We start from the raw sequence: 14,986 nt of genomic DNA on the forward strand, positions 1-14,986 counted from the left end.
TGCAGAGGCGTGCACAGTCATTCCAGGCCGAGGTTGCGCTGCTTGGCTTCTTTATACAGATAGAAATGGCTGCATTCGGCGATTTTCCGCCGGATAAGCACTTCCGCATCCAGGTCATCGGCATACTTCTCGATCTGTTTCGCATGCTCCCATTCCTGGCGCGTCTCCATCATAAGCGTGCGCAGCTTGTCATCGTACTCCCGCTTCATTTTGTGCTTGCGGCGGAACAGGCCGGCCGACCGCCTCACAGTTCACGCCGCCCTTCCAGCGCTTTCGACAAGGTCACTTCGTCCGCGTACTCCAGATCACCGCCGACCGGCAGGCCGTGGGCGATCCGCGTCGTCGTGATGCCCGACGGCTTGACGAGCCGGGAGATGTACATCGCGGTCGCCTCCCCTTCGATGGTTGGATTCGTTGCGAGGATCAGCTCCTGCACTTCGTCATCCTGCAGGCGCTTCAGCAAGTCGGGCACGTTGATATCCTCCGGGCCGATGCCGTCCATCGGGGAGATCGCCCCGTGCAGTACGTGATAGAGCCCGTTGTAATCGCGCATCTTCTCCATGGCGATGACGTCTTTCGGATCCTGTACGACGCAGATCAGCGAACGGTCGCGCGACGTATCCTGGCAGATGTGACACGGGTCGATATCGGTGATATGGCCGCACACACTGCAGAACCGAAGATTCCGCTTCGCATCGACGAGCGCTTTCGCGAAGTCGAGCACGGTGTCCTCTTTCATGCTTAACACAAAAAACGCCAGACGGCCCGCGGTTTTCGGGCCGATACCTGGCAGTTTCATAAAACTGTCGATCAGTTTCGAGATCGGTTCTGGATAATGCATAGGTCTGCCTCCTAGAACATCCCCGGCAGGTTCAATCCTTTCGTGAATTGTCCCATAGTGGAGTTCGTTAATTCATCCGCTTGTTCCATCGCGTTGTTCGTCGCCACGAGAATCAGGTCCTGCAGCATTTCCGCATCTTCCGGATCGATCACGGACGGATCGACAACGACATCGACGACTTTCTTATCGCCGGAGACGATGACTTTCACCATTCCGCCGCCAGCTGTACCTTCAAGGCGCTCGTCCCCCAGTTTCTCCTGAGCCTCCGCCATCTGTTTCTGCATCTTCTGCATCTGTTTCATCATACCTTGCATATTTCCCATACCACGCATGTGAATTCCTCCTTGTCAGTTGTCTTACTCGTCATGGACGGTAATGAATTCCTTGCCGAACAGTTTTTCCGCTTCGGACACGAGGCCGTCCTCTTCCGTCAGCTCCGCGCCTTCCAGGAACGCAGGCAGCTCTTCCTGCCCTGCAGGTTCAGCAGATGCTCCCTCACCTTCAGGACGGGACTCCCCGGAAGACGGCTGTTTCGCCAGCCCGTTCTTGCGGATGAAATCCTCCCTGACTTTCAGCCAGCCTTCTTCTGGCACATAGACCACGTCATAGGCCTTGCCGGTCTGCTGACGCAGCGCCTCGGCAAGCCCCGAGCGGAGCGACGCATTCTCGGACGCCATCAGGCAGTGAATTTCATATTTGAATTTTAACACAAAGGCGCTGTCCGATGCCGCAACCGGTTCGGTTTCTTCGAGGAGCGCCGAATGCGACCGCTGCATCGTCTGCATCATGCGCGCCCATTCCTCCCGGATCACCTGGATGTCCTGCTTCGTCGCAGCACTCAGCACCTGATGGACTTTGCCCGTCGGAATCTTGTACGCCCGGGCATTGTTGGATGAGTTCTTGCGTGCGGCGGGTGCCTGGGCCGCAGGCGTCCCGGCCGGAACCCCGTCAGCGAGCTGTTTCTGCAGGTCGCCGACGAGCCGTTCGAGACTCGCGATCTTCTGTTCCAGTTCAGCCGGGACGGCAGCAGCTCCGGCGGCGCCGGTCACCGCACCTTTCGTCTGGATCATTTTCAGCAGCGCGGACTCGATGTACACTTTCGCATGGTTCGAAAACCGCATCTCCGCCTGGGTGTCTCCTAGTATATCGATATACGCATAGAGCAGATCGGGATCGAAGTCCGCGGCGAGCGCAACGAACCGGTCATCCCCGGAGATCGCTTCCAGCAGGTCGGTCAGGTTCGGCGCCGTATGCAGCAGCAGCAGATCCCGGAAGAACGTGATCAGATCTTCCGCCAGCCGCGAGACATCCTTGCCTTCTGCGATGAGCCGGTTCAGCAGCGTGAGTGCGGTGCCGGCGTCTTTCGACTGCAAGGCACAAGCGAGCTCGTAAAAGATGTCCTCACCGACCGAGCCCGTCACGAGCAGGGCTTCTTCTGCCGTCACCCGCTCCCCGCTGAACGACACGACCTGGTCGAGCATGCTGAGCGCATCCCGCATCCCGCCTGACGCTGCCTGCGCGATGACTTTCAAGGCACTGTTGTCAGCTTCAATACCCGCTTCGTCGAGCACGTACGCCATCCGCTCCGTGATCTCCGCTGCGGTGATCGGCTTGAAGTCGAACCGCTGGCAGCGGGAGATGATCGTCAGCGGCAGTTTGTGCGGTTCCGTCGTCGCGAGGATGAACACCGCATGGGCAGGCGGCTCCTCAAGTGTCTTCAGCAGCGCGTTGAACGCCGAGTTGGACAGCATATGCACTTCATCGATGATGTAGACTTTGTACTTGGAGGAGGCCGGCGCATACCGAACCTTTTCGATGATATCGCGCATCTCCTCCACGCGGGAATTGGAGGCGGCGTCAAACTCGATGACATCCGTGTTCGAGCCTTCCGTGATCGTCCGGCACGTGTCGCACGCATTGCACGGTTCCTTGGCCGGCCCGTTCTCACAGTTCAGCGCTTTCGCGAAGATCTTGGCGGCACTCGTCTTCCCGGTGCCGCGGGGTCCTGAAAACAGATAGGCATGAGTGGTTTTGTTGTGGAGGAGAGCGTTTTGAAGTGTCTGTTTGACATGCCGCTGTCCTGACATCTCGTCGAATGTCTGAGGCCGGTACACCCGGTAGAAAGCTTGATAACCCAACCGTCCGCTCCCCTTTCTGTCTGTTACGTCCGTTCCTTCCATTATAGCACAGCCGGGCAGAAAAAACGCCTGCGGAATACGCAGCCGCTGTCCGATGAAAACAACCGACACGCATCCCCGCAGGCATGCAAACGCCCCCCACCCGAAAAAGGGATGGGGGGCGTTCGCGTATGTATACCGTGCACCTTCCTTCGACCGCCGCACATAAGCGTTACTCTTGTCGTTGGCTCGATCTAGGCGACCCCGCGGCACATGAGAGAGTCCACTTAATGCTGCTTCCTTCCGGACCTGACATGGTTCATGGGTTCCCATTGCGCAGGACCCAGATGTCAACACTACGTGCAAGAGGCAGGCCCTACAATACGGACGGCCTCAGGAAAGGGATTCAGTCTTGCTAGAGCGGATTGCAAGTGACAGGGCACCGCTACCTCCCCACCTAGCACGGCATCCTCCATTATAGAGGGTGGGTGCGGAAAAATCAACTCGGAGCGCCAGAGTCAACAGGACCCCTTTTTTCGAAAATCTGTTGACTTCCGATTTTCCGCTTGCTATAGTAGTTCTTGTCCGATTACGGAGGTATACCCAAGTCTGGCTGAAGGGATCGGTCTTGAAAACCGACAGGGGTGTCAAAACCCGCGGGGGTTCGAATCCCTCTACCTCCTCCATACATAAGCACGAACTTTTATATCATAGAACAAGCTGTCCAGCCGGAGAATTCCGACGGGCAGCTTTTTTCGTGGTCGCAGCTGAAATTCCTCCTGCCTTCACAAGCCGTACACCTACTACTCCAGCACTTTTAAATCATACGAGTAGACGTTCTTGCTCTTGTTGCTCTGGATGATTGCATCGAGCCCTTCGATATCGAAGGAATCTGTCAGATCGCCACTGTCCAGCGCGTACGTTTCCAAGTAGTAATGCTCCTGTTTATCCGGGCTGTAGCGCAATACGTACAGATCGCCCTCTTTGAAATACGTCTCTTCATTGTGGCGGATTTTCGAAGCATCGACGTTCTTCAGGGTAAACTCTTGTGATACTGCTGTTGACTCGGTGCTAAATGAATACACCTGCCCTAACCCGTTTACGTAATATAATTTCTTGTTATGCAGCGCTGCAGAATTTTTGTAGTTGTACGGAATGGTCGCCGTCAGGTCTTCATTTTTATAGTCCACCAATTCAAAGGAGTCTTGCTGTAACGTCTTTTTGTTCACTCTGTGGATCGATACCGTCTCATTCGTATCATCGTGAATGGTCGACAATGTCAAATAGTAGTACGTGTCATCCGCCAGTACCGGCGCAAGGACTTGCATATTTTCAGTCGTACCGGACTGGATGGTCGTGAGATCGTTCACTTTCAGTTCTTTATCAAACACAACTTCCTTCAAGTAGAACTTGTTTTCTTCCAAATCTTGCGTAAGAATCGTCACTGTCTCATCAGTGGTCCCCGAGGCAGCTATGTAATACGGGATGCTGTCTGTGCGGAACCCCTGGGAATCTCCGAAACGAACATCGGAACGATATCCATCTTCAACAAACCCGCTGTTGTAAATACTGAAAAACAGCTCCTTACCTGGAAGGTACCCGGTCCGCTCCCCCGTATATTGGGAGGCATCCATCTTAAAACTTTTAGTGTGATCGCTGACAATATGGATGGTGTCTTTGTCTTCCAACAATACGTCCCTGCCGCCTACCGCCACACCTCCCAGTTCCAACCCGTTCATGGACAACGCTTGGACGGAGTGATCCTCTTGTATGAAAACGGCATAACTGACCCCCTTATTGTCAATGTCCTGGTCGGCGGTCGTCGACACATACAGAACCGCTTTTGTCTTATCCAACAGTTCCGATTCAGGGATCGTCTCCAGCGAAACAATCGATTTTGCAGGAGCGTCTTTGCTCCTCGTGAGAATGAAGGCAAGGGCAACGAAACATACTGTGATCACAACAGCGCTCATCCACGCTTTTCTCTTCATGTGAATCCCCTCCCACTTTGAAAAAAGGCCGTCTTGGATAAGGTAGACGGCCCTTCTGATAGGTTAAATATTTCTAACGAGCTTCGTGGCTTTGGCATCCCGGACATCGCGCGGGTAGACCCCTAATCCGCCATCCACATCCAGATCGAGCGAGCCATTCAGCTTATACGCTGACCAGATCAACTTGGAACAGTTTTTTGCTCCCGTGTGACTGGTTTTCCGATTGGTTGCAAAGTTATACGAATAGGACTGTCCGACTTGAGTCTTTGCCCAATCTGCCGCCTTGTTCCGATTCGTCGCGGTAGTGGTGACCGACTTCACCATGGCTCCAGAGCTATCCACTTTTCGGGCCGTCGTGGAAATGGTCCGAACCCCATCAGAAGGCACAGATTCTACAATGGTGGTGGAGGAGTAATACATGCCCACGTGACCATGATCTAAATAAGCGGTTTGAGACGGCGTGTAGTAAAAGTTGCCTTTCGTGCTCGAGCCAACACTGACCGTTCCTCCCGAAGATCCATAGTCGGAGATATCAGCCCTGGCTAACTTCTCTGCCTTCCCCTTTTCTTCGTTGGCTGATAACTCTTCGTAAATTTGGTTGAGTACGCTCTCTTCGGATTGCCCCGTGTTCGCAGCGATCGTTCGAACATCTTGTAATAACTCATTTTTCGAGACATCCGGCTGGAGAGTCAGTATCTCACGCAACGTTGAACTAGCATCTGCAGTACCCGCTTGGCTAAATAACATAGTGGTCGTTAAAGAAAGAGCTAAAATCGTTTTTTTCACGTTCAGCACTCCTCGTAGTGTATTTAGTAGAGTGGATTGGTACAAGCTAGTCGTAATTTACATACTCCGTCACGCGATGGCATACGAATTCCTTTAGACAATGAGGTTATCAATTTCCTAAAAGCTTTCCCATGGCACGGGCACTTTCATTTACCTGCTACTCCCTGACTCAACCCCCTCCAATAAACCAAATATCCAGCAACGAGATAACGATATCCAGCATGAGGATCACCACCTGTTCCTATATTATCGTTCATTGTCATAATACTCCAAAAAGTTTATAATAGATTAAAAAAGTCGTAAATGACTACAAATGGAGGAATAGGGAGTGGAGAGGACGATCGGTTCCACGATACGGAAGATCAGAACGGACAAAAATTATTCACAGCGCTATGTGACCGACGGCATCATGACACAAAGTGCGTATTCAAAGTTCGAGCTGAATAAGACGGACATTTCGTTTTTCTCGTTAGCCAAAATCCTGGAGAATTTAGAGGTCTCGATGGATGAGTTTCTCTATATCCATAACGGCTTCTGTCCGTCTGCAAAGAACCGGATTATTAGCGCATTCACCTCGATTTCCTATAATGATGAAGAACAATTGAACGAGTTGGTATGTTGGGCAGACGCCTATTTGGACAGCGAGGACGATCTGTTAGTCAGAGATATCCAAGCTTTGTTTGAAGGGTTGCTTTTGTTTGTCCATACAAGCAATGAGGAATCGCTCAAAGCCTCTGTCACCAGTGTGTGGGAACGGCTGTCTGGCAAAAATCAGCTGTATCTTACGGATTTGTATTTGCTGAATGCTATCTTTTATCTCTTTCCTTTGGAAACGATGCTCGAGGTGCGCAAGCTGGCAGAGTACAGTCTGGCCCGCTACAGCCAGTTTCCAAAAGCGCCCAGACTGCGCTGCTGATGAAAGAGAATCGATTCGCCGAGGCGCTGGAGGAGGCGGAAGCGGCCATTCCTCTTGCCAAACAACATAAAGCCTTCCTGCAGCTGGCGGTCTGTTATGTGCGGAAAGGCATCTGCCTGCAGGTGATGGAGGAAGGCGGCCAATGTTGGATTGATAAAGGGATGACGATACTGGAGGTGTTGGACGAAGAGGGGCTGCTGCGGATGACGGAAGGAGAGGTCTCTCGGTATACGGTGCGTTTGTAATGCAGGTGATGGTGCTGTCAGGAGAATTTGTCGATGCATCACATAGAAGAAAATAATTAATTCATAGTGAAATTAATTTTACTTTTATATATATCCTTTCCCTTTTCAAGTCAGTATTGAATAGATACAATTAGAAAGAGGTCCTAAAATTAACTTGAAAAGAAAAGAGGACTGATTATGGAGAAAAAGATATTCAGCGTTTTCTTTTTGTTGGTACCGATCATTTGTAAACGTTAAACTAGAGAGAGCAGTTTTCAACAAATAAGACACAACAGTTTTCCGCTACTATATTGCTTTCTATATACTAGAGATAGTCTATAGAAAGTGAGGAAAGAGGAAGTGGAAATTTGGATGGTGTATTTTGAAGTGAAGCGACTGCGTGAGGAAGGATTTTCAGACGCAGCGATCGCTAGAAAGCTTAAGATTTCTAGAAACAGAGTGAAAGATTATGGGGGAAAGACTCCGGAGGAATTTCACGAGTTTGCCTTGTCTTTACAGACAAGAAAGAAGAAACTGGATCCGTATGAGAAGCAGATCCTTGGATGGCTGAGAGAGCATCCAGATCTTACAGGTGCACAAATCGCAGACTGGCTAAAGGAAAAGCTGGAGGTGAACTTCGTCAGTGAAGGGACTGTGAGGAATTACGTTAACGAAATTAGAGAGAAATATTGTATTCCTAAACAGTTGGCAGAACGAGAATATGCGGCTGTGCCCGAACTTCCTAAGGGACTCCAGATACAAGTCGATTTCGGGCAGACACGACAGCCAACGGTTGATGGAAAAAGCCAGAAACTCTATTTCATCGGTTTCGTCCTGGCCCATTCTCGCTATAAATATGTAGAGTGGCTCGACAGGCCCTTTACCACAAAGGATTTGATTCGGATGCATGAGAATGCCTTCGCCTATTTTGGAGGCATGACCGAAGAAATCGTATATGATCAGGACAACCTTCTGGCCGTCAGTGAAAATGCGGGAGATATTATTCTGACCGCAGAGTTCGCCAGGTATCATCAGAAACGGAAGTTCAGGATTTATCTGTGCCGGAAAGCTGACCCGGAAACAAAGGGGAAAATTGAACGGGTGATCCAGTACGTAAAAGGAAACTTCGCCAAGAACCGGGTATTCGATCAATTACGCCACTGGCAAGATACCTGCATGAAATGGCTGAAACGGACCGGGAATTATAACGTTCATCACACGACGAAAAAAAGACCTGCCGAAGTGTATACTCTGGAAAAGGAACACCTCAGACCGGTCTCAGGAACCTACATTTTCGAAAATGTCTGTACGTCCAGTATAACAAGACAGATTCACAAAGACAATGTGATTCGCTTTGGAGGGAACCGCTATAGCGTACCACTTGGTACGTTCCGGTCGGACGCGCCGAACATCGCCTATGTAGAAGAACATAAAGATCACCTTCTGATCCGTCTGCAGCAAACAGGACCGGTGATCGCCAAACATACCATCGCGAAGGGAAAAGGCCAGCTTATATCCGATCCAGGCCACCGGAAACGGAACCAGACAAAACGCGACACATCAATCCGACAGGTGACCGAAATGATCGCGGACGCTGAGCTCTCCAACTGGCTGATTGAGGTATTGAAGGAACGATATCCGCGTCACCTGCTCGATCAATTGCAGATTGTCCAGACAGTCGGCCTTCAGTATCCTGAATTCTTATCCCCGGCTGTTCAGGAGATGCGACGACTGCGACTCAGCAGCGCTCATGACTTACGGGACATCGCCATCTCGTTGGAGATGGAAGAGAAGAAGACTGGACAGCGTGAAGCAGCGGTAAATGAAAAATATCAAGATCTTCGAGCCCCCGAACGGAAAGAAGATATCTACCTTCAGATTTTCCAAGGAGGTGATCTGGTATGAAGCCACTCTACGAAGATCTGCAAGATCAATGCCGGACCCTGCGCTTAGCAGAGGCCGCAAAGGAGCTGCCCCGAATTTTACGGGAGGCCGAATCGAAGGGATGGACGTATCATGAATTGATGCATGAATTCCTTCATTATGAGGTGCGATGCCGGGAGACAAAGAGTCGGGATAAGTTGATGAAATGGGCAGAGTTTCCTGAACTGCTCACCTTGGAGAACTTTCGGTTGGAAGAACAGACCGCAATCGGGGCCAAGCAACTGAATGTCTTAAAGGAGCTAGCGTGGGTAGAAGAATGTTTCACACTGATCATGATGGGGCCGACGGGTGTCGGCAAAACCCATCTATCTACAGCATTAGGCATTCATGCGATTGAGAGAGGACACCAAGTGTCCTTCATCTCGATGGACCGATTGATGTATGTATTGAAGACCAAGGATTATACGGCCAAGTCTAAAACCCGCTACAAACGAATCGTCAAATCCGATTTAATCATTATCGATGACGTCATGTACATGGCCTACGAGCCGCAGGAAGCTCATTTATTTTTCCAGTTCATTTATGAACTGTATGATCAAGCAGCCTTTATTTTGACATCCAACAAGGGGCCTGGAGAGTGGGGGAAGTTTTTAGGAGATCCGACATTGACCACAGCCATCCTGGATCGTTTACTGCATAGGAGCGAGATTTTAACGTTCAGCGAGGAGCAGAACAGCATTCGAATGAAATATCGTCAGACGTTATTTACGACAACAGGTGTTGAATCTTAATTGTTGAAAACTGTTGTGTGATAATTGCCGAAAACTGCTTAATTCTACTTGACGGTCACATCATTTCCATAACGTTACTGACAGTGTTTAAAATGATATCGAGAAGCAATGACGTTTGGAGCGCATTCGAATCATCTCTTCCAATTATCATATTTTATTATCTAATCGTTAGCGTCTTTTGGGTCATTAACCTAGATAAGATGAAAGAAACCACTTCGGTAAAGAGTAATTTCACAACCGACAAGTGATTGCTGAAAAAAGCGGTTACTCCTTTGATGTTTTTTCCTGCCGGCAAGGGAGCGCTTTCAAGAGGTGAATGGGGCTTTTGAGACGTCCGCCAGTTTCTGGCGGACGGTACCAATGATGAATGGTGCCTGAAATGAATGGTGCCTGTGCGAAAAACTATCGTGAATGTTTAAACAAACATGAAAGTTTAATGCACAGGCACCCTACACTAAGTTGCTCAGGCATTCTACTTAAGTCCAATACTTCAAAGCAAGTAACCCGCCAAGAATTATCAAGTAGAAAATGAATTTGTCGGATTTATTGATACTTTTCTTTTCTATTAATGCAAATAAAGATCCCGTAATGAGTATTACTACCATTACATCTATCATGAAATTAATGCACATTACCTCCTCTTTTTACCCCTTCAGAAACTAATTATTCCTATCTCCACAGTTGTGCATAGGCACTCTGAATTTTAACGTGTGCTCCCGAAGATATTACATTCATTCTCACTGCCACTACAGCGGCAGAACCGGCTCCTCCAAGGGCACCAACTATAGTAGCAAACGTCAAAGCTGTCACACCTAATATTCCCATTAACACAACACCCTCTGCAAGCAGCTCAGTTCTAGCATTCCAAACATCGTCTGCCTTGTCCACAAAAGAATTAATGAAACTAGAATCGTATACTATTCTAGATGTCTTTGAATTAGCTTGCACACCTTTGGGATCTAACATGAATGAATTTAAATTATCCCTTCTCAGCATTTTACCTGCATATACATAATAGCCACTTGCGCGTTTTTCATACCCTATTGCATTATGGAGCTTTTTTGAATGAAAAGCGTCATAAAAACCATCAATGTTATCATTTTCAATCATAATTGTAGTTGCTATTTCTTTAGCTGCCTTTCTATATTCCTCCATAGATATTTCACCTTGTTTATATATGTTGCCAAGCATTAATACTCTTTTGCTTTGAAATACACTCAGTGAAACAAGTGGTTCATTTGTCTCTTCGGTTATTGCATCTTCATTTAACTTAGTAAGATTTCCATCCCTAAATTCTAATATATCAGTCACAGTGCTTACTTCCGTCTCATCTTTTTCAAATTTGGTACTCTCAACACGTGCCTTAATCTTTATTATTTTTACATCGTCCTCTAAGTATTCACTAACCTTTTCTACTTTGTATAATCTCTCACCAACAATTTCTCCTGAGTACTTATCTAGTATAGGAGTCGTAAATCTGTCTTTATCACTTTTTACTTCTAGAGATTCGTTAGCATTCACATTCGTCAGATTAAGGTTTAATAATACTAAGATTAAACAAACGATGAAATACTTTTTCATTTCACTTCACTTTCCTTTATTTTTTACTGTGAAAAACTATTTAGTCTCCTTAATGCCTTTGTCACCTCCTGTTTGTGTATCAACCATTCTATTCTTTGTAAGCATACTACTCATCTATTAAAAAGAAGTAAAATAGTCGTAAATGACTGCTAACAGAGAGTTATTCGTAGTGTGTATTGATTTTTTTCCTTAGAATCATGACTATATGATGGCTTTAGCTAGTCCTCAAACCAACTTTAAATCAAAGAATTGCTTCTATATTGCGCAATATACAGGTTGTCATACAATTTGTTAGCTTTTTGTTTTCAATATAAAGCTTGCATTGTATCCTTGTTAATTAAAAAACTTTTAATTTTATTTAACTGCTATCTGAAGAGCTACTTCCTGTTTCCCTGCATCACTGCTAGACTGCTCTCCACACTCAATCCAAAATGATAAAAAACACCCCGCCCCTCCAGGTCTCCTGGCGTAAAAACGACGGAGACTGGACAGTGCCAGGATGTCTTTTCAATTTCAACATATCAATTACCGCTCGAACCCACCGCCACAGGCTGCACAGCAATCGCCTTGTAGTACGGAAAAGCGGTTTCCAGTGCCTGGGCGATCTCCTGCTCGCGGCCGGCTGGTACGGCGACGAACAGGGAAGGGCCGGCGCCGCTCAGCGTCATGCCATAAGCTCCGTGCTTGTGGCTGGCTTCCCGGATGTTATCGAAGTCCGGGAACCGGTCTTTCCGGTACGGTTCGTGGAAGATGTCGCGGTCCATCATGCGGCCGACGAGCGGCCAGTTGCCGGTGGCGAGTGCGGCTGCCATGAGGCTGCTGGCGGCGCTGCCTTCCGTCGCTTTCTTATGATCGAGCTGGGCCGGCAGCAGGCCGCGGGAGTCGCCGGTTTTCATCATGACGGGCGGGACGAGGACGACGCCGCCGATGTCAGGTGCCTCGAATGTCATCACTTCAAGGGACGTGCCGTCGTAGAACGACACGGTGACGCCGCCTGCTATGGCGGCGGTGACGTTGTCCGCGTGGCCTTCGATGCTTGCGCCGAACCACATCTTCTCTTTCCGGTTCAATTTCAGCTCGTGCAGACGGTCGGCGATCTCGATGCCTGCTGCAATGGCCGCAGCACTGCTGCCGAGCCCTTTGCCGAGCGGGATGTCGGAATGGACACGCAGCGCACAGGGGATTTCCTTCCGTCCTGCACGGCGGGTCACTCTGCCCATCGTCTGGATGATCAGGCTGTCTTCGTTCACAGGCAGGCCTTCTGTGTTCTCGCTTTCGTACTGGACCGACCATGCCTCCGCCGGTTCCGCTTCAACTGTCATGCTGAGCGACAGCGCCATGCCAATGCTGTCGAAACCGGGGCCGAGGTTGGCGGTCGTTGCGGGTACGGTGACGGTGATTCGTGACATCCCCAATTATTCCGCCTCCTTCTTCAATTCCGCGGCGAACGCTTCGAATTCCGCACGGGTCATGAACGGCTTGCCGTCGTTGACGCGGATCGCCGTTTCCGGGTCTTTCAGGCCGTTGCCGGTCAGGACGCCGACGATCGTCGCGCCTTTTTTGATCTCCCCGGCTTCAATCCGTTTCTTCAGGCCGGCAATCGTGGCGCAGGACGCCGGTTCGGCGAAGACACCGTCCGATGCGGCCAGCAGGCTGTATGCTTCCAAGATTTCGTCGTCGGTCACCGACAGGATATGGCCGCCGGACTGTTTCAGCGCGTTCTCCGCGAGTTTCCAGCTTGCTGGGTTTCCGATGCGGATTGCAGTCGCGACCGTTTCCGGCTCTTCGAACACACGGCCATAGACGATCGGTGCGGCTCCATCCGCCTGCACGCCGAGCAGTTCGGGCCGGCTGCCGCCTTTCTTCTCTGCGTATTCCGTGAACCCTTTCCAAGCAGCGGAGATGTTGCCGGCGTTGCCGACGGGCAGTGCGAAGATGTCCGGAACGGCCCCGAGCTGTTCGATCGTCTCGAAGGCGATCGTCTTCTGCCCTTCCAGGCGGTACGGATTCACCGAGTTGACGAGCGCGATGTCCCCGCCGCCCGCTTCCCGCACCATTTGCAGTGCTTCATCGAAATTGCCCTCGATCTCAAGGATTTCCGCTCCGTACATTTTCGCCTGGGCGAGTTTGCCGAGGGCGATCCGGTCTTCCGGGATGACGACGATCGTCCGCATGCCGGCCCGTGCGCCGTAAGCGGCAGCGGATGCCGACGTATTGCCGGTCGATGCACAGATGAGCGTCGTCTTGCCCTCTTCCTTCGCTTTGGCGACTGCCATCACCATGCCGCGGTCCTTGAAGGAGCCGGTCGGATTCGCCCCTTCCGTCTTCACGTACAGGTTGACCCCCCACTGCTTCGACAGGTTTTTCAGATGGATGAGCGGCGTGTTGCCTTCCTGCAGTGTCAGTTCCGGTGTATTCTCCGTAACAGGCAGCCATTCCTTATATTCTTCGATCAGTCCGTTCCATCGTCTCATCAGTTCAGTCCCCCTCAATCCGGTAATGGCTCAAGACGCCATTGACCTCTGGTGCGGTTGTCAGTTCTTCGAGTACGTCGAGATGCTGCTTGCGTGAGATCGTGTGTGTGATGAAGATCAGATCTGCGTCTTCCCGCGCCGGGTTCGGATGCTGGATCACCGTGGCAAGACTCGCGCCGTTCTTGCTGTAGATCGCGGACAGCCTTGCCAGCACACCGATTTCATCACGCACGGCAATCCGGTGGAAATACCGGGCGGATTTCTGCTCGTCCGTTTTCGTTTTGCGTTCGTACTGGTATGAGTGGACCCGCTTGCCGTTTACGCCGAGCAGCAGGTTGCGGCAGGCCGCCACGATATCCGACGTGACGGACGTCGCGGTCGGCAGCGAGCCGGCGCCCGGACCGTAGAACATCGTCTCCCCGACTGCTGCGCCACGCACATACACTGCGTTGAATTCGTTGTTGACCGAAGCGAGCGGGTGCGCGTTCGGGAAGAAGACCGGCTCGACCGCCACTTCGACACCCTGCTCGTCCTTCTTCGCGGAGCCTGCCATCTTGACCGTATAGCCGAACTGTTCGGCGAGTTCCAGGTCGCCGTCCTCGATGGCGTCCATGCCCCGTACGTACACGTCATCGAGCTGCACCTCCTCGGAGAACGACAGCGACGCAAGGATCGCCATCTTGCGCGCAGCATCGATACCGCCGACATCCGCCGTCGGATCCGCTTCTGCGAATCCGAGTGCAGTCGCTTCCTCGAGTGCCTCCGCGTACGTCTTCTTCTCATGCTTCATCTTCGTGAGGATGAAGTTCGTCGTGCCGTTGATGATGCCGAGCAGTGAGGTGATGCGGTCGGAAGCGAGTCCGTCCTCGAGTGTCCGGATGAGCGGGATGCCGCCGCCGACACTCGCTTCGTAGAACAGGTCACAGCCGTTCCGGTCCGCGAGCACCAGCAGGTCCCGGCCGTGCACCGCCATGACATCCTTGTTCGCGGTGACGACCCCTTTGCCCGCCTGCAGCGCCTGTTCAATCGCAACTCTCGCTTCTTCCATGCCGCCGAACACTTCGACCATGATATCGATCGATTCATCGTTCAGCAAATCGTCCAGCGAATCGGTGAACAACTCCTGCGGCAGGTCCGTATTCCGCTCCTTGTGCAGGTTCCGGACGAGGACGCGCCGGATCTTCACCGGCACGCCGAGTTTGTAGGTCAGATCTTCCTGATGCTGCTGTAATACGCTGGCCACTCCGCTGCCGACAGTGCCGAAGCCGAGCAGGCCGATCCCTATCTCTTTTTTCATTTGACGAGTCTCCTAACCGTATGTACACTATGCAGAAACAATTGTCCTTGGCATACAGACATTATAAAGATAAAGTCTTCACAG

Annotated in this window: 14 protein-coding genes, 1 tRNA gene and 1 other RNA gene; 5 read left to right on the top strand and 11 right to left on the bottom strand. The window is 50.8% G+C overall.

Translation table 11 applies throughout. The annotated features are described in order from the left end of the window. Window positions 1–17: 17 nt before the first annotated feature. From QWT68_RS11905 to ffs, 5 genes are all read right to left on the bottom strand, one after another. Window positions 18–248 (bottom strand): YaaL family protein, encoded by a 231-nt coding sequence (locus QWT68_RS11905; RefSeq protein ID WP_244898649.1) that lies wholly within the window; start codon window positions 246–248, stop codon window positions 18–20. Continuing rightward, window positions 245–841, bottom strand: a complete 597-nt coding sequence (gene recR / locus QWT68_RS11910; protein WP_040285222.1) for a recombination mediator RecR — start codon at window positions 839–841, stop codon at window positions 245–247. The genes QWT68_RS11905 and recR overlap by 4 nt, the downstream gene beginning before the upstream one ends. 11 nt (window positions 842–852) lie before the next feature. Then, window positions 853–1,173, bottom strand: coding sequence for a YbaB/EbfC family nucleoid-associated protein (locus QWT68_RS11915; protein WP_040285221.1), 321 nt, complete (start codon window positions 1,171–1,173; stop codon window positions 853–855). A 24-nt stretch (window positions 1,174–1,197) separates the two neighbouring features. Next, window positions 1,198–2,979 (bottom strand): DNA polymerase III subunit gamma/tau, encoded by a 1,782-nt coding sequence (gene dnaX / locus QWT68_RS11920; protein WP_290148518.1) that lies wholly within the window; start codon window positions 2,977–2,979, stop codon window positions 1,198–1,200. A 177-nt stretch (window positions 2,980–3,156) separates the two neighbouring features. Beyond that, window positions 3,157–3,424, bottom strand: an RNA gene (ffs, locus tag QWT68_RS11925) — signal recognition particle sRNA large type. Window positions 3,425–3,551: 127 nt separating this feature from the next. Between ffs and QWT68_RS11930 the strand changes: the two genes are divergently transcribed. Beyond that, a tRNA-Ser gene (locus QWT68_RS11930) sits at window positions 3,552–3,644 on the top strand. Window positions 3,645–3,761: 117 nt separating this feature from the next. Here QWT68_RS11930 and QWT68_RS11935 read toward each other — a convergent pair. Beyond that, on the bottom strand, window positions 3,762–4,949 hold the full coding sequence (locus QWT68_RS11935) for a hypothetical protein (protein ID WP_290148519.1): 1,188 nt from the start codon (window positions 4,947–4,949) through the stop codon (window positions 3,762–3,764). A 63-nt stretch (window positions 4,950–5,012) separates the two neighbouring features. Beyond that, a complete protein-coding gene (locus tag QWT68_RS11940) occupies window positions 5,013–5,696 on the bottom strand; it encodes a YiiX/YebB-like N1pC/P60 family cysteine hydrolase (RefSeq protein ID WP_052461639.1) in 684 nt (227 codons plus the stop codon). A gap of 367 nt (window positions 5,697–6,063) precedes the next feature. On the opposite strand from QWT68_RS11940, the gene QWT68_RS11945 reads away from it, so the two are divergent. The 4 genes from QWT68_RS11945 (at window position 6,064) to istB (ending at window position 9,550) form a co-directional block, all read left to right on the top strand. Then, window positions 6,064–6,651: a helix-turn-helix domain-containing protein gene (locus QWT68_RS11945; protein ID WP_290148520.1), complete on the top strand. Its 588-nt coding sequence runs from the start codon at window positions 6,064–6,066 to the stop codon at window positions 6,649–6,651. After that, the gene (locus QWT68_RS11950) at window positions 6,651–6,896 is read left to right on the top strand and encodes a hypothetical protein (protein ID WP_290148521.1); all 246 of its coding nucleotides are present in this window, start codon (window positions 6,651–6,653) and stop codon (window positions 6,894–6,896) included. The genes QWT68_RS11945 and QWT68_RS11950 overlap by 1 nt, the downstream gene beginning before the upstream one ends. Before the next feature lie 351 nt (window positions 6,897–7,247). Next, the gene (gene istA / locus QWT68_RS11955; RefSeq protein WP_290148487.1) at window positions 7,248–8,780 is read left to right on the top strand and encodes an IS21 family transposase; all 1,533 of its coding nucleotides are present in this window, start codon (window positions 7,248–7,250) and stop codon (window positions 8,778–8,780) included. Then, entirely contained in the window at window positions 8,777–9,550 is a 774-nt protein-coding gene (gene istB, locus QWT68_RS11960; protein ID WP_290148489.1) for an IS21-like element helper ATPase IstB, read from the top strand. The genes istA and istB overlap by 4 nt, the downstream gene beginning before the upstream one ends. Before the next feature lie 669 nt (window positions 9,551–10,219). Here the strand turns inward: istB and QWT68_RS11965 are convergent. The 4 genes from QWT68_RS11965 to QWT68_RS11980 all read right to left on the bottom strand — a co-directional run bounded on the left by QWT68_RS11965 (window position 10,220) and on the right by QWT68_RS11980 (window position 14,902). Beyond that, window positions 10,220–11,131: a hypothetical protein gene (locus tag QWT68_RS11965; RefSeq protein ID WP_040285215.1), complete on the bottom strand. Its 912-nt coding sequence runs from the start codon at window positions 11,129–11,131 to the stop codon at window positions 10,220–10,222. Window positions 11,132–11,652: 521 nt separating this feature from the next. Continuing rightward, the gene (gene thrB, locus QWT68_RS11970; RefSeq protein WP_290150485.1) at window positions 11,653–12,540 is read right to left on the bottom strand and encodes a homoserine kinase; all 888 of its coding nucleotides are present in this window, start codon (window positions 12,538–12,540) and stop codon (window positions 11,653–11,655) included. A 6-nt stretch (window positions 12,541–12,546) separates the two neighbouring features. Then, on the bottom strand, window positions 12,547–13,605 hold the full coding sequence (thrC, locus tag QWT68_RS11975) for a threonine synthase (RefSeq protein WP_290148522.1): 1,059 nt from the start codon (window positions 13,603–13,605) through the stop codon (window positions 12,547–12,549). Between the two features lie 4 nt (window positions 13,606–13,609). Then, entirely contained in the window at window positions 13,610–14,902 is a 1,293-nt protein-coding gene (locus tag QWT68_RS11980; protein WP_290148523.1) for a homoserine dehydrogenase, read from the bottom strand. Window positions 14,903–14,986 lie beyond the last annotated feature (84 nt).

The sequence above is a fragment of the Sporosarcina trichiuri genome (assembly GCF_030406775.1).
Lineage (GTDB): Bacteria > Bacillota > Bacilli > Bacillales_A > Planococcaceae > Sporosarcina > Sporosarcina trichiuri.

Bases quoted from the DNA above. Each gene is read 5' to 3' on its own strand.
- recR (WP_040285222.1), bottom strand. From the start codon at position 841: ATGCATTATCCAGAACCGATCTCGAAACTGATCGACAGTTTTATGAAA.
- QWT68_RS11915 (WP_040285221.1), bottom strand. From the start codon at position 1,173: ATGCGTGGTATGGGAAATATGCAAGGTATGATGAAACAGATGCAGAAG.
- QWT68_RS11935 (WP_290148519.1), bottom strand. From the start codon at position 4,949: ATGAAGAGAAAAGCGTGGATGAGCGCTGTTGTGATCACAGTATGTTTC.
- QWT68_RS11940 (WP_052461639.1), bottom strand. From the start codon at position 5,696: ATGTTATTTAGCCAAGCGGGTACTGCAGATGCTAGTTCAACGTTGCGT.
- QWT68_RS11950 (WP_290148521.1), top strand. From the start codon at position 6,651: ATGAAAGAGAATCGATTCGCCGAGGCGCTGGAGGAGGCGGAAGCGGCC.
- istA (WP_290148487.1), top strand. From the start codon at position 7,248: ATGGTGTATTTTGAAGTGAAGCGACTGCGTGAGGAAGGATTTTCAGAC.
- istB (WP_290148489.1), top strand. From the start codon at position 8,777: ATGAAGCCACTCTACGAAGATCTGCAAGATCAATGCCGGACCCTGCGC.
- QWT68_RS11965 (WP_040285215.1), bottom strand. From the start codon at position 11,131: ATGAAAAAGTATTTCATCGTTTGTTTAATCTTAGTATTATTAAACCTT.
- thrB (WP_290150485.1), bottom strand. From the start codon at position 12,540: ATGTCACGAATCACCGTCACCGTACCCGCAACGACCGCCAACCTCGGC.
- thrC (WP_290148522.1), bottom strand. From the start codon at position 13,605: ATGAGACGATGGAACGGACTGATCGAAGAATATAAGGAATGGCTGCCT.
- QWT68_RS11980 (WP_290148523.1), bottom strand. From the start codon at position 14,902: ATGAAAAAAGAGATAGGGATCGGCCTGCTCGGCTTCGGCACTGTCGGC.